This is a genomic window from Verrucomicrobiota bacterium, assembly GCA_039027815.1.
Lineage (GTDB): Bacteria > Verrucomicrobiota > Verrucomicrobiia > Verrucomicrobiales > JBCCJK01 > JBCCJK01.
The window spans coordinates 1-19,371 of sequence record JBCCJK010000018.1; the positions used below are offsets into that span (position 1 = coordinate 1).

Annotated in this window: 15 protein-coding genes; 3 read left to right on the top strand and 12 right to left on the bottom strand. The window is 62.4% G+C overall.

From position 1 onward, the window contains the following. Positions 1 to 232 precede the first annotated feature (232 nt). The 9 genes from tsaB to AAF555_06625 form a co-directional block, all read right to left on the bottom strand. On the bottom strand, positions 233 to 853 hold the full coding sequence (gene tsaB, locus AAF555_06585; GenBank protein MEM6911235.1) for a tRNA (adenosine(37)-N6)-threonylcarbamoyltransferase complex dimerization subunit type 1 TsaB: 621 nt from the start codon (positions 851 to 853) through the stop codon (positions 233 to 235). Continuing rightward, positions 844 to 1,263 (bottom strand): tRNA (adenosine(37)-N6)-threonylcarbamoyltransferase complex ATPase subunit type 1 TsaE, encoded by a 420-nt coding sequence (gene tsaE / locus AAF555_06590; protein ID MEM6911236.1) that lies wholly within the window; start codon positions 1,261 to 1,263, stop codon positions 844 to 846. The genes tsaB and tsaE overlap by 10 nt, the downstream gene beginning before the upstream one ends. After that, positions 1,260 to 2,162: a thiamine-phosphate kinase gene (locus AAF555_06595; protein ID MEM6911237.1), complete on the bottom strand. Its 903-nt coding sequence runs from the start codon at positions 2,160 to 2,162 to the stop codon at positions 1,260 to 1,262. The genes tsaE and AAF555_06595 overlap by 4 nt, the downstream gene beginning before the upstream one ends. Beyond that, positions 2,159 to 2,980, bottom strand: a complete 822-nt coding sequence (locus tag AAF555_06600) for a type II CAAX endopeptidase family protein (protein ID MEM6911238.1) — start codon at positions 2,978 to 2,980, stop codon at positions 2,159 to 2,161. Before AAF555_06600 ends, AAF555_06595 begins: the two co-directional genes overlap by 4 nt. Positions 2,981 to 2,996: 16 nt before the next feature. Next, positions 2,997 to 3,986 (bottom strand): signal peptide peptidase SppA, encoded by a 990-nt coding sequence (sppA, locus tag AAF555_06605; protein ID MEM6911239.1) that lies wholly within the window; start codon positions 3,984 to 3,986, stop codon positions 2,997 to 2,999. Between the two features lie 40 nt (positions 3,987 to 4,026). After that, a complete protein-coding gene (locus AAF555_06610; protein MEM6911240.1) occupies positions 4,027 to 5,511 on the bottom strand; it encodes an NAD(P)H-hydrate dehydratase in 1,485 nt (494 codons plus the stop codon). Positions 5,512 to 5,523: 12 nt separating this feature from the next. Further along, the gene (locus AAF555_06615) at positions 5,524 to 6,159 is read right to left on the bottom strand and encodes an N-acetylmuramoyl-L-alanine amidase (GenBank protein ID MEM6911241.1); all 636 of its coding nucleotides are present in this window, start codon (positions 6,157 to 6,159) and stop codon (positions 5,524 to 5,526) included. Positions 6,160 to 6,191: 32 nt separating this feature from the next. Then, the gene (locus tag AAF555_06620; protein MEM6911242.1) at positions 6,192 to 7,190 is read right to left on the bottom strand and encodes a hypothetical protein; all 999 of its coding nucleotides are present in this window, start codon (positions 7,188 to 7,190) and stop codon (positions 6,192 to 6,194) included. Positions 7,191 to 7,298: 108 nt separating this feature from the next. Continuing rightward, positions 7,299 to 11,363: a glycoside hydrolase family 9 protein gene (locus AAF555_06625; GenBank protein MEM6911243.1), complete on the bottom strand. Its 4,065-nt coding sequence runs from the start codon at positions 11,361 to 11,363 to the stop codon at positions 7,299 to 7,301. A gap of 171 nt (positions 11,364 to 11,534) precedes the next feature. On the opposite strand from AAF555_06625, the gene AAF555_06630 reads away from it, so the two are divergent. Genes AAF555_06630 through AAF555_06640 form a run of 3 tightly spaced genes read left to right on the top strand, consistent with a single transcriptional unit; the run spans position 11,535 to position 15,712 of the window. After that, entirely contained in the window at positions 11,535 to 14,990 is a 3,456-nt protein-coding gene (locus tag AAF555_06630; GenBank protein ID MEM6911244.1) for a pyruvate carboxylase, read from the top strand. A gap of 30 nt (positions 14,991 to 15,020) precedes the next feature. After that, on the top strand, positions 15,021 to 15,275 hold the full coding sequence (locus AAF555_06635; protein ID MEM6911245.1) for a type II toxin-antitoxin system prevent-host-death family antitoxin: 255 nt from the start codon (positions 15,021 to 15,023) through the stop codon (positions 15,273 to 15,275). Continuing rightward, positions 15,275 to 15,712, top strand: coding sequence for a type II toxin-antitoxin system VapC family toxin (locus AAF555_06640; GenBank protein ID MEM6911246.1), 438 nt, complete (start codon positions 15,275 to 15,277; stop codon positions 15,710 to 15,712). The genes AAF555_06635 and AAF555_06640 overlap by 1 nt, the downstream gene beginning before the upstream one ends. Before the next feature lie 475 nt (positions 15,713 to 16,187). On the opposite strand, the gene AAF555_06645 is transcribed toward AAF555_06640, so the two are convergent. The 3 genes from AAF555_06645 to clpX form a co-directional block, all read right to left on the bottom strand. Then, on the bottom strand, positions 16,188 to 17,051 hold the full coding sequence (locus AAF555_06645; protein MEM6911247.1) for a 50S ribosomal protein L11 methyltransferase: 864 nt from the start codon (positions 17,049 to 17,051) through the stop codon (positions 16,188 to 16,190). 11 nt (positions 17,052 to 17,062) lie between these two features. Then, on the bottom strand, positions 17,063 to 18,007 hold the full coding sequence (locus AAF555_06650) for a hypothetical protein (GenBank protein MEM6911248.1): 945 nt from the start codon (positions 18,005 to 18,007) through the stop codon (positions 17,063 to 17,065). Between the two features lie 71 nt (positions 18,008 to 18,078). Continuing rightward, the gene (clpX, locus tag AAF555_06655; GenBank protein ID MEM6911249.1) at positions 18,079 to 19,344 is read right to left on the bottom strand and encodes an ATP-dependent Clp protease ATP-binding subunit ClpX; all 1,266 of its coding nucleotides are present in this window, start codon (positions 19,342 to 19,344) and stop codon (positions 18,079 to 18,081) included. Positions 19,345 to 19,371: the final 27 nt, after the last annotated feature.

A 19,371-nucleotide genomic window follows, 5' to 3' on the forward strand; every position in this document is an offset into this window, starting at 1 on the left:
CCGAGTGGATTTCGGGCCAGACCAAGGCGCGACGAGGGCGCGGTGCAGGCACCGTAACCGAGGAGCAACGCTGGGCTGGCTCGAAAGACACCGGCTCTTCCTTCCCCGCGCTTCAGCGCCTCTTCCCCACAACACCTCCCCTCCATTCTTCCAGTGAATTCTGGAGGTTGGTATAATGCCTTGTGAGCGCTGCCCGTGGTTGTCTTAGCGCTCTCAGCGCTGCCTACCACTTTTAGCTTGGTTCAGGCCGCTTGGGCGAGATCGCTTGGCGGGGCTGGTTGGGCGTGGTGACAAAGGGGGCGCGGAGGTAGATGGGTTCGATTGGCTGCTCCTTGGAAAAATCCAGTGGGGCGATCGCTAGAACCTGCGCCGACGGCTGCGCAATCTCGATCTGCTCTAGGCAAAGTGGGACCCGGGCGTCGAAGGTGACCCAAGGCTGATCAGGGCTCGCTTCGATTCGCTCGCGAAAGGCCATCTCGTCCATGATCTCGGGCCCGCCCCCCCGTTCCTGAAGAAAGAAGCTGTCTCGGCGGGCATCTCCTACCAGCGTGCCTTTTCCTGGCAGCCCAGAGAGCGAGGCAGCTCCCACCACCGGAATCGCCCGAGCTAAGCTGACCCCTTGGGCAGCCGCGATGCCGATGCGGATGCCGGTGTAGGAGCCCGGACCCAGACCCACCACCACCCCACTCAGGTGCGGGCCGGCCCTCTGCAAGGCCCTCCCCAAGGGCGCGAAGAGGGCTGCGTTGTGAGACCGCTTGGTCACGAACTCCTCTGCAAAAACGACTTCGCCCTCCGCCGCCACCGCTACGCTGCCTCTGGGAGTGCTGGTTTCGATGGCCAAGATCACTCCCATTTGATTTCCTCCAAGGTCCGCCGGTTTTCTGCCACCGCTTGCAAGCGCCACCAGCGCGCGCCCCTCGGCAAAAGCCGCGAGAAGCGCTCCGCCCATTCCACCACCACCAGGCCCTCCTCCGCCAGGTAATCGTCCCAGCCGAGCGCCAACAATTCTTCCTCTTTCTCGATGCGATAAAAATCAAAGTGGAAGACCGGCAACCGCCCTCCGAGATACTCCTGCACGAGCGAAAAGGTGGGACTGGTCACTTCCCCTGCAAAACCCAAGCCCGCCAGCAAGCCCTTCGTAAAATGGGTCTTGCCTGCCCCCAGGTCTCCTATCAACCCCACCACCTCTCCGGCTTGCAGCTCTCTCGCTATGTCAGAAGCCTTGCTCAGCAAGTCCTCGGGGCTCTCGCAAAAGGTCTTCATGAATGATAGTGCTGCCACCCCCCCGCGAACTCCTCGCCCTGCCCCTTCGCCACGATTTCACCAATGCAAGTCAGGGGAAGATCCGGGAAGGCTTTCTGCCAACTGAGCGAGAGGGGAGTCCACTTTTCGGGCGGCACCGTCGCCAGCAGCTCATAGTCCTCGCCCTCGTGAAGCGCTCCCTTCACATCGACCCCCTGGTGCCGGGGCAGGGACTCTCGTGTAAGCCAGGCTCCCACTTGGCTGGCCCGACAAAGCCGGGGGAGATCGGCTGCCAGGCCGTCACTCAAGTCCATCATGGCGGTCACCCCCTGTTCTGCCAAAAAACGCCCCTCAGCCAGGCGCGGTCTGAAGTCGAGATGCCGGCCGCTGGCGAAGCTCCCTCCCAATCGACCCGTCACCAGCAGAAGGTCCTTCTCAGCCGCGCCCGAGCGCAGCACGCATTGGTCGGCCGCCACGCTTCCGCTGAGCGCCACCGAAACCACCAGGTGGGCCCCGCCTCGGGGCAGCGATCCTAAGTCCCCACCGGCCAGGGACACTTCGTGGCTTTGGGCGCACTTTCGAAGACCTCGGTAAAGTGCTTCCAATCCCTCTATCTCCCGCTCCGGCGATGCCAAAACCGTCACCAGCCCGTGCTCGGGCCTTCCCCCCATGGCGGCCACATCGCTGAGATTGCGGGCCAAGGCCTTCCACCCCACTCTTTCGAGGTCCTCGTGTTCAGGGAAGTGGATGGAAGAAACGACCGCATCGGTCTTGAGCAAACCTAGCCGATCCTCCCTTCCCGGAAGCGAGACCACCGCGCAGTCATCCCCGGGGCCCACCTGCAAATCCGGACGAGTCGGGAGATCGATCAAGAGACGGCGGAGCACCTCCTCCTCGCCGAGATCGGCCAGCCGACTCATCGCAAAACCTCCGAAAAGAAGGTGACCCCATTGAAGGCGGCATGCCCGACCACCGGGACCCAGAGCGAGCCCGAAAGCTCATAGGAAAGGGTCAGAACGAGCGCGAGCGCGAAGAGCGGCAGCACCAAGGTGACATTTCCGTGGATCAGCCCAAAGAGGAGCGATGTGAAGATCGCCGCGAAAAAACGATCCGAAAAGCGCTTGATGGCCGGGTAGAGGAAGCCCCGGAAGACGGCCTCTTCACAGAGGGGGGCCAGAATGCAGACCGAAAGAAACAACAGCGAAAGGAGCCCCAGCGAGTCGGAGTCGCGAAGAAATTCCACCAGCGGTTGCACTTCTTGCTCCCCCCACGCTTGCTGAAAAAGCAGGCGTTGCCCAAACCAGATGGCCACGATGGCGGCGGCCCAGCCTGCGACGGCCGCGAGCAATCCCCAAACGAGCGTGCCTCCCCAGCGCTTGCGCTTGAGGCCGAGGATTTCATCGAGACGCTCACCGCGAAAAGCCAGCGAGGCTATGAGCCCCCCGGCGATGCAGAGCCAGAGAAGTCGATCCACGATCAGGAGCGCCGGACTGATGTCCTCGACCTGCGGGGACTCCGCGCCGCTTGCGGACACCAACGAGCCGAAGAAGAGCAAAAGCAGCCCCCCGATGAGAAGATCGGAAAGCTGGAACGGCCCCGTCCAGACGTTCCCCTGCGTTTCCCAGCCGAGATGCGGGTGCTCCCGGCGAATCCAGCCAAAGGCCGCCAAGGCCAAGACCAGAGAAAAAATGGAGAGGACGAACAAGTCCGTCAGGACCGCCTGCGTCGCGAGTTGCATACGGAAAGGGAAGCGGTCAGCGGAGATAGTAGGCAGGGAGGAAATACATTTGCCCCGGCTGCAAATTCGGCAGCAAGCGCTCGGCGACATCGATCTCGATCTTGTTCTCTGATTCCATGGCTGGGGCCTTCCCGAGAAGACTCAAGAGCGCGCCCAATCCGAAGGACTCTTGGTAGCGGATCACCTCGGCCTCGGGCGCTTTCCCCAGTTCCCTCGCCACCTGGTAGGCGGTTTCCACATAGCCCAACTGGTCGACCAACTTGTTCTGAAAGGCCTGCCGACCACTGAAGATCCGTCCGTCGGCAATCCCCTCTCGCAAGGTGGCCGGCTCGATGCCGCGGCCTTCGGCCACGATGGAGACAAACTTGTCATAGGACTCATTCACCAGATTTTGCACAATGGCTTTTTCCTCCTCGGTCAGATCCCGCGCCCCATTGAGAAGATCCTTGTTCTGGCCGCTTTTGAAGGTCCGCAGCTCGAGCCCGATGCTATTGAGCAGACCTTGGAAGCCAAAGGTCTGGATGATGACCCCAATGCTCCCGGTGATGGTGGTCTCATTGGCCACAATTTGGTTGGCTGCACAGGCGATGTAATACCCCCCCGAAGCGGCCACCGAGTTCATGTAGACCACCACTGGCTTCTTCTGGCGCGCCTCGGCCACCGCTTGGTACATGGTGTCAGAAGCCGTGACCCCGCCTCCGGGCGAGTTCACATGGAGCACGATGGCCTTCACCTCCTTGTCGGAAAGCGCTTGGGTCACTTGTTCCTTGAAGCGGGACACCATGGACTGTCCCGCCCGGTCCACCTCCGAGGAAATGACGCCCTCCACATCGATGCGGGCAATTTTGCCCCCGGACCCCTCCAGCAAGGTGATCTCTTGATACTTCTCCTGCGAGACCGAATCCCCCACCAAGGCGCCCCCGATGAGCGAAGCGATGATCAAAAGAACAAAAAGAGCGCCGATCACGATCAGCGCGGTGACACAACCTTTCCTTCGGGAACTCATGCCGCCAAGCTAGTGCCAGTCCCCCTCGGAACAAGCGCTTTCAACGGCCGCCCTGCCAAAGCTCCCGCTCCGCCCGACCCAGCCACGCCAGGACATCCGAGGCCAGCACCGAGGCCATCGATTGCCCACCCCGCTCCCAAGCCAGCTCCGCGGCCCGCCCGCAGAGCCAAGCCGCGCGCGAGGCCGCCTGAAACGGTTCCGTCCCGAGGGCGAGGTAGGCTCCCGCCACCCCGGAAAGGACATCGCCCATCCCGCCGGTGGCCATTCCGGGGTGCCCGGTCGAGTTGTAGCCGGTCTGGCCCTCAGCCGAGGCCACCACGCTGCGGGCCCCCTTCAGCAAGAGGGTCACCTGGTATTCCCCGGCAAAGGCCTCGGCCTGCTGCCGGGGAGGGACATCGCTGGCATCCGGCCACAAGCGCGCCATCTCTCCCGGATGGGGCGTCAACAAGCGTGGTCCTCGCGCTTGTTGCAGAGGGAAGAGATTGGTCTTGGCTAGACGATTGAGCCCATCTGCGTCGATGAGAACCGGCAGGGTCAAATCGGACAAGAGCGGGTCGAGCGAGCGATCCGCCAAGCGTCCCAAGCCGGGGCCAATCACAAGCGCGTCCAGCCGATACTCCAGCACCCCGCGCCAATCCCGAACCACTTGCACCATAATCTCAGGGCGAGCCCGTGCCGCCAACTCGCCCGCCACCGACTCATGGGCAAACAGCGTCACCAATCCCGCCCCCGCCCGCAAGCCGCCTTCCGCCGCTAGGAGCGCCGCTCCCGCCATTCCGGGCGAGCCCCCCACCACGCCCAGGCGACCCGCGTCCCCCTTATGCCAAGAGGCTGGGCGGGGCGGCCAGCTTTTTCGCAAACTGGCGGGCGTCGTCAGAAGGGCTGGATCGGCACCCTTCAGCTCCGTCAGGCCTGTGACCGGGATCACCTCCAGCCGCCCCACCCAATCCTCCGCGCCGGGCGCGAGCAAGGCCGCCTTGGGAGAACCGATGGTGAGGGTGGTGGACGCCTTCACCGCCAAGGCAGGGAGGGGCGCTTGTTCGCTGAGACCAGTCGGCACATCGATCGCGAAGACCCGCCAGCCACGCTCCCGGGAGAGCGCGTTCAATTTTTGGACCGTAGCCTTGATGGGTTTTCGCAAAGCACCCCGCGACCCGATTCCCAGCAAGCCCTCCAGCACGATGACGGGAGTCCCCGGCGCCACCCCCTCTTCTGGGTCAAAGGTCGCCAGCTCCTTCACCCGATCGCGTTGGCGGCGGGTAAGGGAAGCGAGACGCTCCTCGGGAAAGGCGGCCCACTCCCGGAGGCTCCAGCCCCGCTCTCGCAAATGGCGCGCTGCCACGTAGACATCCCCGGCATTGTGCCCTTTCCCGGTCACCAGCACGGCCAGGCCCACTTGGGGGGAGAACCTCGCCACCGCCTCGGCCAAGCCGCGTCCGGCCTCCTCCATGAGCGACTCGGCCGAAACCCCGTCCGCCAACAAGCGCTCCTCGGCCGCCCGCATTTCCTGCGCGGTCAGCAGCATGAATCCCTGGGGCTAATTTCGTCGGGCATAGCTGATGATGCCCGCTGCAATCCCCTCCGCAATCTGCTGCCGGTAGTAGCCCTTCATGCACTTCTTCCGCTCGGAGGCATTGGTGAGAAAGCCACACTCCACCAGGGCGGCCGGGATTTTGCTGTTTCGGAGCACAAAGAAACGAGCCCGCTTGATGCCCCGATTGGGCGCTCCCGTGGCGGAGACCACCTTGGGCTGGATGGCCGCGGCGAGCGCACGGTCGTCCGCGCCGTAGTAGTAGGTCTCCACGCCCTGGACAGAGGGCTTCCAGCGGGCCGAATTGAAGTGGATGCTCACGAAGACCGCCTTGGAGTAACGATTGGCCAAACGCACTCTCTCCCAGAGGGAGGGATACTCATCGCGGCGTCGGGTTAGAACCACGCGGTATCCTCTGGATCGCAGAATGGCGTCGACCCGAAAGGTCACGTCGAGCGCCAGATGCTTCTCAAAAACATTCGCTGAATAGGCCCCCCGATCTTTCCCCCCATGCCCTGCATCCAACACGATCGTGCGGATGGCGGCCTCCCCCACGGTGGGCCAGGCCATGAGCAGGAGCCAAGCGGCGGACCAGCGGAAGAGGCGGGAGCGATGCACGGCGGCTGGGAGAGCCGTTCGCATGCCAGAAGCGGCTTGGCGCAAGCGCGGGAGAGTCACTCGTTGAAGAGCGAGTCAGAATCGCGGTATTCCTCGAAGAGGTCCTGCATATTGCCGCGGCCGGCCGGAGGAGTGGGGTTCCCATTGCTCTGGTTGAGGAAGCCGGGTCGATCGGAGAGCCGGCGGTAACCCGGATTGACCTCGGCCAGCTCGGCTTGCTCACTTCCCTCAGGATTGGCGGGATCGTAGAGACGCCCTCCGTCCACGCGGACAAAGCCGGCCGAGTCCGTCGCCAGCTTCGGAAGAGGCACGCCCTGGTCCTTGTAAAATTCCCGACCGAGAAAGCGCCCGTCGACGTCCACTTTCGAATAGAGCCAAAGTCCCGGCCCACCCATGTAGAGCAGATGCAGCTTGCTATCCCGATCGATGGCCACTTGCGGAGGTTTGATCATGACGACCGGGCCGAGGGAATAGGTCGCATACACCCGTTGGGTCCGCGCGGCCTTGACCCGCACGTAGATTTCCGTCTCGTCCAAGTGCTTGAAGAGCATGACTTGGTAGGCGCGCGGCTCCCCTGCGCCAGGTCGACCTGGCGGCACACCGACCGTCCGCTCGGCGTAGACCTGGGCGTTGACCACATTCATCATGACCTGATTGGAATTGAGATACTCGCGAGTGGGGGGATACCAGACGTGGGCCGTCACCCAATAGCTTCCGAAATCCCCCACATCGTAAAGGGCCTTGAGATCCACCGTCTTCTGAATGGTGCGCCCCGCCCCCAGGACTTGCGGGCGGAAAACCTCGCCCGAGTAGGTCGAGGTCACCAAAGGGCGGGCACTCGTGCGCACGCTGAAAGTCAGCCATTCCCGCTGACCCGGAGCATCCAGCGTGAGATCCTGGCCGGAAAAGTTGCGGATCTGGACCACCAACTTCATGGACTCATGGGCCACCAAAGTGGATTTCACAGGCTCCACGCGAATCGTCAGTTGCGCTTGGGCCAGGCCGCCCAAGAAGAAAAGCGCCAAGGAAAAGGCCGGAAAAAAACGGGTCATCATAAAAAAAGAAGGGGGTCAGCGGGCCGGGAGAAGCCGCTCCTTCATCTATTCCACAAAGCGGAAAGCGCGCAATGGAAAGGTCTTCCCAGGCGCTGGCCCGGCCGGGAATCAATCCCGATGCAAGACCACTTGGCCGATATCGCCATCGAAATGGCCCAGAATGAGAGACCAATCGTTGCTGCGCCCGACATTGAGCGTGCCCGTTTGCGAAGCCAGAAGCTGCCCATCGAGATGGCAGCTTAGGAGACTCCCGCCGTCATAGGCGATCTCCAGATGGTGCCATTGCCCAGGCCGGAGATGGCCTTGCAGCAAGGCGCTCTCGACCAGCTCGTTCGAGCCCGCGTAGACGCGTTCCCCGGCCCACTTGTCCCCGTGCAATTTGAGGCTGGTGTCCCAGCTTTGCTCCAAGGAAAGAAGCGGGGTGCTCGTCTGTCCGCCTTGCAAAAACCCGCGCACCCGCATCCACACGCTGAGCCGGAGAGCTTGCCCCGAGCCGGGCAGCAGGAGACTGTCGGGGATACTCACTTGAGCGGCGTCTCCCAGCCCCTGGAAGCGCAAGACCCCGCCATCGGTCGGCTTCCAGTTCTCGATGGAAGCGACCTGTTGGGCCCCGCCCTGGAGGGTCAGGTCCAGGGCGTTCCCGCTGGCATCCGAGAGGTCCTCCTCGAAGGAATAGTAAGCCGCCACCCCGCTCGCGTCCGTCCGCACCACCTCCAGTTCATCGATCTCTCCCGAGAAATTCCCCAGCACCAGCGTCCAATCATTGCTGCGCCCCTCATTCAGGCCCCCGGCGTTCTGCCCTTCCACCACACCATTGATCTCGGCCGCGACCCCCTCCGTCAGCCCATAAGACAGGACCACCTCGTGCCATTGCCCCAAGGGGAGAGCACTTCCCAACTGAGCGCTTGTGAGCAACTCGTGCGACCCGGCATAGATCCGCTCTCCGGCCCACTTGTCGCCATGCAGCTTCAGGCTGGTGTCCCAGCTTTGCTCCAAGGAAAGAAGCGCCTTGTTCGTGACCCCTCCTTGGAGCCAAGCCTGCGGCCGGAAGACAAAGCGCATCTCGAGCGCTTCGGTCCCGGTCGGCAGAACGAGCGAGTCCGCCAGCTGGACCTGGGCCTCATCCCCCAAGGCCCCCACCTGCAAAACGCGACGCCCATCTGGCAACTGGGCCAAGGCCGCCCCGCCGCTCAGCGCGAGGTCCTGCCCTTGTCCGCTCAAGTCGATCGGGCCGTCCGCAAAGTCATAGCGAGCCACCACCTGCTCCGGAGCCGCCGGCGGCGGCACGCTCTGGCGCAGCGTGCCCTCGGGGTTGGCCGTGGCCGTGATGGCCACCTCATCGCTTCGGAGAAACTGCCCATCGGAAACGCTCAAGCGCAGGAGGTAGGTGCCAGGGTCAGAAAAATGAACCCAAGTGCTCGTCGCCCCCGGACTGAGAAATTCGACCGCCCCGGGACCACTGACCAGTTCCCAAAGAACGACCAAGCCTGCCCCCGAAGGCAAGCCGTCATCGCTGACCGAGCCCACCACCTCCCAAGCGGTGTCCGGCCAAGCGAAAGTCACATCCGGCCCCGCCTCCGGGACGGGCGGTTCATTGACGGTCGGCAAATCGAGGGCCGCAAAAAGCCGCCGCCCATCGGGCAAGGTGGCTTCCGCCTCGACCCAGGACGCGCTCCCATAGCCCACCGTCTGCGAGAATTGGCTGCCCCGGAAGGGCGGGCCGGAATCACTTTCCCACACGATCTCGGCTTGGCTCAGGTCGAGCCCAGGCGAGGAGACCGTCAGCGTGTAGGCATCCCCCCAGTTCAATTGCCCCGGCAAGCCCAGGATGTCCATGGCGGTCGGGACCCAAGGCTGGGTGGCCAAGGAAGTGGAGGCCATCCGCCAAGCCGCCACCGCCAGGCTCTTGCCAATGTCGACCGACACCATCTCGGTCGTCACGTTGTAGGTATCTCCCCAGCGATCATAGAGCGGGTAGCGCGCGTGACCCGAATCCCAGTCGACCGGCCAATTCGGCTCGCTCAAGCGATTGGTATAGGGATCATACCAAGTGAAGCCCTCTTGGAGGCTACCCATGACGATCCCCGAAGGCGGAAGGGTCCCCCGGTCATTCTGAGCATATTGATGGACCCACTCAGTCGGTCGATTCCAGCCCAAGCCGGCCACGAAACTCTGGTCGTTGGGATTGGCCCCCAGCTCGTAGTTCAAATTGGTTTCGATGGCTTCCAGCTGATCGGGGTCGGCCTGGAGCAGCTCAGCCGTCACCAGATCAAACCCTTGCGAAGCTGAGAAATACCAGCCGGCCGTGTTGATCCGTTTGGAGGCGTAAGGGTAACTGGAACCATAAGCCATCTCTTGGCTCCAGAGAGCCTTGTCCTGCCCGGTCGCCACCACCTCTGCTTGGCAAGCCGCCAGAAAGGCCGCGTCCATCTCAGCCAGGGTCCTCCGACCGTTGGTGCCAAAGGCATAAGAGCGGATGGCCCCTCCCCAGCCCTCGAAAAGACGCCACCACCCCCAGCGCCGAGTGGCGTCCGCGCCCGGGTCCGGCATCCACTCCCGCAATTTATCATGGGCCACAGCATCCCCGGTGGCCAGAAAAACCTCGGACGCCGCCCAGGCCAGCTCATCATCGTGGCGAAAGATGTGCCCATAATGCGTGATCTTCTGGTAAGCGCCTTGTTTGCCATGGGTGGCCACCGCATTCAGGAGAAACTGCCAGCCATCGAGAGCAGCCGCCAGGTAGGCCGCGGCCTCCGCCGGAAAGGCCTGCTGCATGGCCGGAGACGAACCCGCCTGAGCCAGGGCCGCGACCGCCGCCGCGGTCACCGCCGTGTTCTTGGGCCAGACGACCTGAGGATCCCCGTCATCCGGGAGGACATCGTGCTCATACTTGCGGAATTCCGGGTAGACCAGGAAGTAGAAGCCGCCGTCCGCGTCCTGCATTTTGAGGAGGAAATCCGCCTCCCACTTGGCCTCCTGCAAGAGATCGGAGAGACCGTCTCCGCTCTCCGGGAGACCGAGATTGTCCAGCCCGACCACCCCAGGGAAATGGTCGACCGCGAAAACGAGCACGTGGATGAGTTGCGCGCTATTGATGGTGTATTTGCTGTAGTCGCCCGCATCGTGATGCCCGCCTGCCACCTCCACCGTTCCCGTGTTCACAAAGGGATACAGGCTGGCCGACATCACATCCAGCTGAGGCGCCGTGTGCTCGGGATCGTTCACCACATCCCAATTCCCACCCGGAAGAAAGGCATTCGTGGGGTGGCTATCGTCCGGGATGAGCGCCGGTGCCGTGTGATCCGCCCCATGGGTGAACCGAGTGACCGGGAGATCCTTGGCCACGCCACTGCGCTGGTGATAAAGCCCGAGAGCGTAAGCCCGGGCGATTCTGGCAGCCGTCTCATCGCCAATCAGAAAAGGGAGCGAGCGTCCCAAACCTGGGACCTCCACCTGGTAGGTACCCGGAGTGGCGAAAGCCGAAAAATCCGCCACAAAGACTTCCTGATAAGGCGTCGGCACGATCGCGAAAAAGAGGTCCGGCTTGGCCGTGAGCGTGCCTGAAAAAACGGTCACATCATGCTCGTCCACCAGCCAAAAAGGCCGTGGCCCGATCGGCAATTCCCCCAACGAGCCCAAGTAGTCCCCGACCACCGCTTGTTTCGGACCACTCATCGGAAAGCCCACCTGATTCACATGAATGGCTGAGGAAATCCGGTCCGCCTCCATGGTGGCCGAGAAATCCAGTGCGGGCGGGAACCTCGTCGCATCGGGATGGCTGACCTCCACTTGCGCCCCGGCCGGCAGGGACTGCGCCAGCTTCAGAGTCAGCCAATTTCCTACTCGCAAGTCATCGATGCCATGCGGCGCATAGAGAGCGCGCCGCCGAAAGCCCACCGCCTCCACCGTCACCGCGGCCCCGTTCGCCACAACGGAAAAGTCTCCCGCCAGCGGAAGTTGGGCACTTCCATCGGTCTGGCCAAAATCCCACTCGGCCGGCAGCCACTGCCCGCCGCTTTCCTGGTTCACCAAGTGGAGTTCGAGGAAGTCTTCGCTCAGAATCCGCAACTCCATGTGGCCAACCGGATCAGGGGACAGAGGAGCCGCCGAAAGCGGACAAAAGAAGGGGGCGATACCAAGGATCGTCGCCGCGGAGAGAGGAGAGCGCAGCATAAGAGAATGCCTTCGATACCATTCAAGAATGGTGCCAAAAGCAATCCTAAAATCTTAAAAGCGCCTGAAACCAGGCAAAGCGACCGAAAAAGTCGCTCTAGCCAGTCTCAAGTTGCCACTTGCCATCCCGGGCGTGAACCCTGAGGTCAAAGGCTGAAGAAACTCCCTCGAATGACACCCCCTTTTCACAAACTCCTGGTCGCCAATCGCTCTGAAATCGCCGTTCGCATCTTCCGCGCGGCCACTGAATTGGGCATCCGGACGGTGGCCCTCTACGCCAAGGAAGACCGCTTCGCGGTCCATCGTTTCAAAGCAGACGAAGCCTACCAGCTGAGCGAGCACAAAGGGCCCGTCGGCGCCTACCTCGATATTGAAAGCGTCATCGGGATCGCCAAGGAACGAGGCGTCGATGCCATCCATCCCGGCTACGGCTTCCTTTCTGAGAACGCCGAATTTGCCCGCGCCTGTCAGGAAAATGACATCACCTTCATCGGCCCGGACAAGGATCTCTTGCTCTCGATGGGCGATAAAACTGCCGCCCGCGCCGTGGCCGATCGCGCTCAAGTCCCCGTCCTGCAAGGAACCGAGGACGCCATCAGCGATCCCCAAGCAGCCACCGAAGTGGCTCAAAAAATCGGCTTCCCCCTCATCATCAAGGCGGCCTTCGGGGGCGGCGGCCGGGGCATGCGGGTCGTGCGAGAGCCCGAACAGCTCCCCTCCTTGCTGAGTGAAGCGCAAACCGAAGCCGCCAACGCCTTCGGCAATCCGGCCGTCTTTCTCGAGCGCTTCATCGAGCGAGCCAAACACATCGAAGTGCAGATCGTGGGCGACCAACATGGACAAGTCTACCACCTCCATGAGCGGGATTGCTCCGTCCAGCGGCGTCACCAAAAAGTGGTCGAGATCGCCCCCTCGGTCGGCATCTCGGAGACGACCCGCCTGGCGCTCTGCGATGCCGCCGTCCGCATTGCGCGAGAAGTCGGCTACTACAACGCGGGCACCGTGGAATTCCTGGTGGATGCCGAGAGTGAAGACTGGTTCTTCATCGAAATGAACCCGCGGGTGCAGGTCGAGCACACCGTGACTGAGCAGATCACCGGCATCGACATCGTCCGCAGCCAAATTCTCGTGGCGGCTGGCCATCGCCTGGATGGGCCCGAAATCGATTTTCCTCCCCAGGATCAAATCCAGCGAAATGGCTACGCCATCCAATGCCGCATCACGACTGAGGACCCCGAAAACGGCTTTGCCCCCGACATCGGCCGCATCCTGACCTACCGCTCGCCCGCCGGCATGGGCATCCGCCTGGACGGAGCCATGGGCACCAACGGCATGATCATCTCGCCTTTCTACGACAGCTTGCTCGTGAAACTGACCTGCCAGGGGCGGCACTTCCACCACGCCTGCGATCGCATGATCCGCTCCCTGCGGGAATTCCGGATCCGCGGTGTCAAAACGAACATCCCCTTCCTGGAAAACGTCATCCATGACCCCACCTTCCGCGCGGGCCACGCCACCACCCGGCTCATCGACCAAACCCCCTCCCTCTTCCAATTCAAAAAACGAAGAGACCGTGCCACCAAACTCCTGAACTACCTCGGCGACGTCATCGTCAACGGCAACCCCCACGCCAAAAACTGGAAACCGGAAGCCCCCTTTCGCGAGCCTCGCCTGCCCACCTGGGATCATCGCCGCGAGCCCCCGGCCGGCACGCGGCAAAAGCTCTTGCAAATGGGCGCGCCTGGCTTTGCCGCATGGATTCGCGCCCAGCAGCCACTACTCCTGACCGACACCACCCTGCGGGACGCTCACCAATCCCTCTTCGCCACCCGCATGCGCACGGCCGACATGCTCCCGATCGCCGGGGCCATCGCCCACCAGACACCCCAACTCTTCTCCCTCGAAATGTGGGGTGGGGCCACCTTTGACACCGCCCTGCGCTTTCTCAAAGAAGACCCCTTCGAGCGCCTCCGCCAACTCCGGAAATGGATCCCAAACATCTGCTTCCAAATGCTCTTCCGTGGCTCGAATGCCGTCGGCTACTCGAACTATCCGGACAACGTCGTGCGCGGCTTCGTCCAGCACAGCGCCGAGGCCGGGATGGACATCTTCCGCATCTTCGACTCGCTGAACTACCTCCCGAACCTGCAAGTGGCCATGGAAGCCGTCCAGGACACCCATGCCCTCTGCGAAGGCACCCTCTGCTACACCGGCAACATCCTCGACCCCCAGCGAACCAAGTATGGGATCGCCTACTACCTCAAGCTGGCCCGAGAACTCGAGCGGATGGGCGCCCACACCCTCTGCATCAAAGACATGGCCGGGCTCTGCCGCCCCTACGCCGCCGAAGCCTTGGTCAAGGCGCTCCGCCAGGAAATCGGCCTCCCCATCCATTTCCATACCCACGACACCTCCGGCCTGAACGCCGCCTCCATCCTGAAAGCGGCCGAATCGGGAGTGGATATCGCGGACGCCGCCCTGGCCTCCCTCTCCGGCTCCACCTCCCAGCCGAATCTCAACTCGATCGTGGCGGCCCTCCAAAACACCGAGCGCGAGACCGGCCTCGACCTGTCCCCGCTCGACGACTTCTCGGACTACTGGGAAGACGTTCGCAAATTCTACCAGCCCTTCGACACCTCCGACCCCCACGGCACGGCCGAAGTCTACCTTCACGAAATGCCCGGCGGCCAATTCACCAACCTCAAGGAACAGGCCGAGGCCATGGGCCTGGGGGCCCGCTGGAAAGAAGTCGCCAAAACCTACGCCGAGGTCAATCAGCTCTTCGGCGACATCGTGAAAGTGACCCCCTCCTCCAAGGTGGTCGGGGACATGACCATGTTCCTCGTCTCGCGCGGGATGAAAGCGGCCGATGTGGTCAATTTGCCCGAGGGCACGAACTTCCCTGAATCAGTCATCGACATGCTGGGCGGCGGCCTGGGACAGCCCGAAGGCGGCTGGCCCCCGGAAGTCCAACGCGTCATCCTGGGCGGGAAACCCCCACGGGAAGGCCGCCCTGGCGACCACGCCCCGGCCATCGACCTCCAGGAAGTCGGCCGCCAACTGAGCAAAGAACTCGGCCACCAAGCCAGCCAGGATGAGATCTACAGCTTCCTCATGTATCCCCAAGTCTTCCGAGACTTCGTGCAAACGCGCGAGCAGTATGGAGACCTCTCCGTGCTCCCCACCCCGGCCTACTTCTATGGGCCCCACACCGGGGAGGAATTCGCCGCCAGCATCGACGAGGGCAAAACGCTCCTCTTCAAGCGACTCCACGTCAGCAGCGCCAACTCGGATGGCTTCCGCACCGTCATCTTCGAAGTCAATGGCATCCCACGCCACATCCAAATCGCGGACCGCTCCATTGCGCCGGAAACCAAAGTCCGCCAAAAAGCCGACCCCCAGGACCCCGATCAGATCGGGGCCCCCATGCCGGGGATGATCAACTCCATCGCCGTCACGGTGGGGCAAAAAGTCGAGAAAGGCGACACCCTCCTGACCCTCGAAGCCATGAAAATGTTCACCAGCGTCACTTCCCCAAGAGACGGCGTCGTCGAGTCCGTGGAAGTGAAAGTGAGCGAAAACGTCGACAGTAAGGACCTGCTGGTCGTGCTGGGGGCGGAGAGTTGACTCGTTTCGCAAAGAGACTACTGTAACCACATGATAGTCGGCGTTCGAGAGTCCAAGGCTCGGCTGAGCGAGTTGGTCGCCAAAGCAGAGGCTGGCGAAGAGGTCGTCATCACGGTGCGGGGGCGCCCCAGCGTTCGCATGGTTCCCATAGCCGCCGCCAACCAAGCTCCAGACAACCTGCGATGGGCGAAAGAAATTCGCAAACGGCTCAAGAAACAACGTCCGGGAGCGCCTGCCAGCTCTTCCGCCTCCATTCTTGAAGATCTTCGAGCGGATCGTTTCTGATGCCGGAATACTGGGACACTAGCTGCTTGGTTAAGCTCTATTGTTTGGAGGAGGACTCGGATGCCTACGCGGAACGATTGTCCTCCTTGGAGGAGCCCTTGGTAACCTCCACCTTGACGCGGACTGAATTGCTCTTCGCCTTTGAGCAGAAAGCACTTCGCCAAGAAACCAACGGGCAATCCGCAGAGCAGCTCTACCACACCCTGGAAAGCGATCATCAGGCGGGTCGCTTGCGGTTTCTTCCCTTGGGAGAAGATGTGCTCTCGGAAGCGCGCGCCATAGCGTCCGACTGCTACGCCGCCAAGCCATCCATTCCGCTGCGAACGCTGGACGGCCTGCATTTGGCTACTGCTCGATTGGCCGCCTGCTCGCGAGTCGTCAGCGCTGATGAAAGAATGAACGCCGCCGCCAAAGCGCTGGGAATCGCGCTGGGATAACTCGGGCATGACACAACAGTTGGGTGAGCTTTGGAGGCCTGCGGGGGAGGATCAGGTCTACAAGGTGGCGCTGATCCCCGTCGGTGAATTCGCCCAAGAAACGTTCCAGCATGGACGCGGCGAAAGCCGCTTTGGACTGCTGCGATTTTTCGCAGCTTTTGCTCACCGATGTTCCCACCTGATACCAAGCTGCAGAATTGGCTGGTAGAATGGCCGAGTGGATTTCGGGCCAGACCAAGGCGCGACGAGGGCGCGGTGCAGGCACCGTAACCGAGAAGCAACGCAGGGCTGGCTCGAAAGACACCGGCTCTCCCTTCCCCGCGCTTCAGCGCCTCTTCCTCACAACACCTTCCCTCCATTCTTCCAATGAATTCTGGAGGTTGGTATGAGGTGGTGGTAGGCAGGGCCGCAGGCGAGGGAAGACGTGGCGTTAGGATGGAGCCGTTTCCCCACCGGCTCAGCGAGACGCTTCGCCCTACCTCGCAATCCGCCCGGTCACCCATTTTCCCAAACGCCGTTCGTCCTGCCAGACCAATCCGGCCTTCTTGACTGATCCACGAACCTCCGCCTCGTGGTCGCGCAGGATACCGGAGACCACCAGCAGGCCGTCCTTCGCCAGCGTCTTTTCAATGCGCGGCATGGCGGCGGTGAGGATGTTGGCGAAGAGGTTGGCGGCGATGAAGTCGTATTGGCGACGCGGTTGCCACTTGGTGACGTCGCGCTCTTCGATGGCGATACCGGGTGTGCCGTTGCGCTCGCAGTTGCGGGCGGCGGCGGCGACGGCCAGCGGATCGAAGTCGCAGCCCAGAACCGGCTCCGCGCCCAGCTTGGCTGCGGCGATGGCAAGAATGCCGGTTCCCGTGCCGAGGTCGAGCATGGACCAAGGCTGGCTCGCCTTTTCCCGCTCCCGCGCGTAGTCCACGAGGAAGCGCAGACAGGTCGCTGTGGTGGCGTGGCCGCCGGTGCCGAAGGCCAGCTCGACGGGGATGCTGAGCAAATCACGTTCGGGGTGGGCTTGCTGTAGTGGATCGAGTGCTGCGGGATCGGTTTCCGCAGTCACCAGAAAGTGATCCCGCACCTTGAGCGGTGGCGGGAGATCCGGGGCGAGCGCGGCCCAGTTTTGTTTTCGAAGCGAGCGGACACTGCCGCCGAATTCCTTCTGGAGGCCTTCTGCTTCCAAAGCTTCCTGGCAATACACTTCCAAGCGAACCGTCTTCCCACCCTTGATGTCGGTGATAACCAGTTGCGTGCCGAAACGACCCTCCAGCCGCTCCCGCCAAGCGTCCTCCCATTGGCGAGCGCTCAGCTTGGACCAAACGTGGATCAGTCTTTCTCCCACGACCCGCTGACTTAGCCCGCACTGGGTGCCACCCCCCCACCCAGACCGGCCGCCTCCTCCTCAGCGGGCGGGACCCCTTCTTCCTCAGTCTCTCGCTCCTCTTCGGGAATGGGCGGCGCGCTTTCTTCCTTCCCTTCCGGGCTCTCTTCGGGAGCCATCGGCAGCACAGGAGCCACCTCCACTTTCTCTTCCAAAGCTTCCAAAGCAGGTTCCTCTACCACCGGAAGGACCGCAGGGGCGGACAGGGGCCCCTTCTGACTCGTCCACAAGACCACCACCAGCACCCCAATGGCCGCCGCCAAGAGCGACCCCAAAAAGATCGTCACAAAAAAGGTCCGTTTCTGCAAGGAGACCAACTGATTCGAGAAATCCTTCTCCGTCTCTCGCGCTTGCGCGAAGAGATCCAGCATGCGGGCCTCCGAGTCGCCCAGGCGATCTCCCAGACGGTCCATGGTCTCGGCGGTTCGCTGATTCGTGCGATCGATCCCGCCCAAGGTCCCGTTCAATTCCCGCATCGAACCCAACACCTCACGATCGCGGGTTTCGGAACGCTCGACACTGCCTTGGAGCGTGTTGAGCGCGGTCACGATCTGCTTCTGGCTCTCGCTCAGGGACTCCATGCTGCGCAAGGCCACCGGGAGGGGGCTGATGGCATCCTTGAAATCGGCCCGGTTGTTCGACTCCCCATCGAGGTGCTGGCGGATGGACCGGACCAGCTCCAGCAGCTCAAAGTAGCCCGCTTGGAGGGCTTGCACCTGATGCTCGCGACGAGGCCGCGCCCAAAATTTCCACCAAGGCCGGCCTCCCGCCGCGCTCGGGGCCAAGGCCTCAGACTCGATCCGCTCGGGAACGCCCACCTCATCCAGCTCACCCGTCTCCGGGCCGGCCTCCGTCCGCGGCTCTTCCACGGCGGGCTCGTCCTGAGACTTTTTGGGATACGGGCCTTCCAGACTCACACCACCTTTTTACGGAGCAAAGCGCCGAACTGCAAGACGGGATCAGCCCGCGGACAGAAAAAGCCTCGCACTCAAGCGGCGTCTTGCTCAGGCTTCAGCTCATACTTGGGCTCGCCCTTGCCTTCCACGACCGCCCCGTCCAAATGGACGCTCGAGACATCATCCCGCCCCGGCAGCTCATACATCAGATCGAGCATCAGCTTCTCCAGAAGCGAGCGCAAGGCGCGGGCTCCAGTCCCCCGCTCGGCTGCTTGCACGGCCAAGGCGCGAAGAGCGCTCGGCTCCAGATGGAGCGCCACGCCCTCCATGGCCAGCAGCTTGGTGTATTGCTTGACCATGGCGTTCTTGGGCTGGGTCAGAATGTGGACCAGTTCGTCTTCAGTCAGGGCATTGAGGTTGGCCAAGACCGGGAGCCGACCGATGAATTCCGGGATCAGGCCGAAGGAGAGAAGGTCTTCTGGTTGGACATGCTTGAGCAGCTCCGCTTTTTCCTGGGTCTCGCCCGCGACCGAACTGCCGCCAAAGCCGAGGACATGCCGCCCCATCCGGCGCTGCACGATGTCTTCCAAGCCCACAAAGGCCCCGCCACAAATGAAGAGAATCTTCTCGGTATTGACCTGAATGTATTCCTGCTGAGGGTGCTTGCGCCCTCCCTGCGGCGGCACGTTGCAGGTGGTTCCCTCCAGGATCTTGAGGAGCGCCTGTTGCACCCCCTCGCCCGAGACATCCCGCGTGATGCTGACGTTCTCTGTCTTGCGTCCGATCTTGTCGATCTCATCCACGTAAATGATGCCTCGCTCGGCCCGCTCCACATCGTAGTCCGCCGTTTGCAAGAGGCGCAGGATGATGTTCTCGACGTCCTCGCCCACGTAGCCGGCCTCCGTCAGGGTCGTGGCGTCCACGATGGTGAAGGGCACATCCAAAATTCGCGCAAGCGTCTTGGCCAAAAGGGTTTTGCCCGAGCCCGTCGAACCAATCAAAAGGACGTTGCTCTTCTCCAACTCCACCTCATTCAGCCCGCCCAAGGAAGCCGGTTCCCCCCCGCCAAAAAGGCGTTTGTAGTGATTGTGCACCCCGACCGCCAAAACCTTCTTGGCGTAGTCTTGCCCGATCACAAAATCGCTCAAGCGAGCCACAATCTCGGCTGGCTTGGGGACTTGGAAGTCACTCTGCTGGCCGGTTTCAGCCGCCTCGCCCAGCTCCTTTTCGAGAATGTTCTCGCAAACCCGGATGCAGCTATCGCAAATGTAAACCCCGGGGCCTGCGATCAGTTTTTTGACCTCCGAGTGGCTCTTGCCACAGAAGGAACACATTGTGAGATTGGAAGCACGGGCCATGGAAACAAAGCAGTGGGAAGCAAAGGG

Coding starts and splice junctions, on each gene's coding strand:
- tsaB (MEM6911235.1), bottom strand. CDS start 853: ATGGGAGTGATCTTGGCCATCGAAACCAGCACTCCCAGAGGCAGCGTA.
- tsaE (MEM6911236.1), bottom strand. CDS start 1,263: ATGAAGACCTTTTGCGAGAGCCCCGAGGACTTGCTGAGCAAGGCTTCT.
- AAF555_06595 (MEM6911237.1), bottom strand. CDS start 2,162: ATGAGTCGGCTGGCCGATCTCGGCGAGGAGGAGGTGCTCCGCCGTCTC.
- AAF555_06600 (MEM6911238.1), bottom strand. CDS start 2,980: ATGCAACTCGCGACGCAGGCGGTCCTGACGGACTTGTTCGTCCTCTCC.
- sppA (MEM6911239.1), bottom strand. CDS start 3,986: ATGAGTTCCCGAAGGAAAGGTTGTGTCACCGCGCTGATCGTGATCGGC.
- AAF555_06610 (MEM6911240.1), bottom strand. CDS start 5,511: ATGCTGCTGACCGCGCAGGAAATGCGGGCGGCCGAGGAGCGCTTGTTG.
- AAF555_06615 (MEM6911241.1), bottom strand. CDS start 6,159: ATGCGAACGGCTCTCCCAGCCGCCGTGCATCGCTCCCGCCTCTTCCGC.
- AAF555_06620 (MEM6911242.1), bottom strand. CDS start 7,190: ATGATGACCCGTTTTTTTCCGGCCTTTTCCTTGGCGCTTTTCTTCTTG.
- AAF555_06625 (MEM6911243.1), bottom strand. CDS start 11,363: ATGCTGCGCTCTCCTCTCTCCGCGGCGACGATCCTTGGTATCGCCCCC.
- AAF555_06630 (MEM6911244.1), top strand. CDS start 11,535: ATGACACCCCCTTTTCACAAACTCCTGGTCGCCAATCGCTCTGAAATC.
- AAF555_06635 (MEM6911245.1), top strand. CDS start 15,021: ATGATAGTCGGCGTTCGAGAGTCCAAGGCTCGGCTGAGCGAGTTGGTC.
- AAF555_06640 (MEM6911246.1), top strand. CDS start 15,275: ATGCCGGAATACTGGGACACTAGCTGCTTGGTTAAGCTCTATTGTTTG.
- clpX (MEM6911249.1), bottom strand. CDS start 19,344: ATGGCCCGTGCTTCCAATCTCACAATGTGTTCCTTCTGTGGCAAGAGC.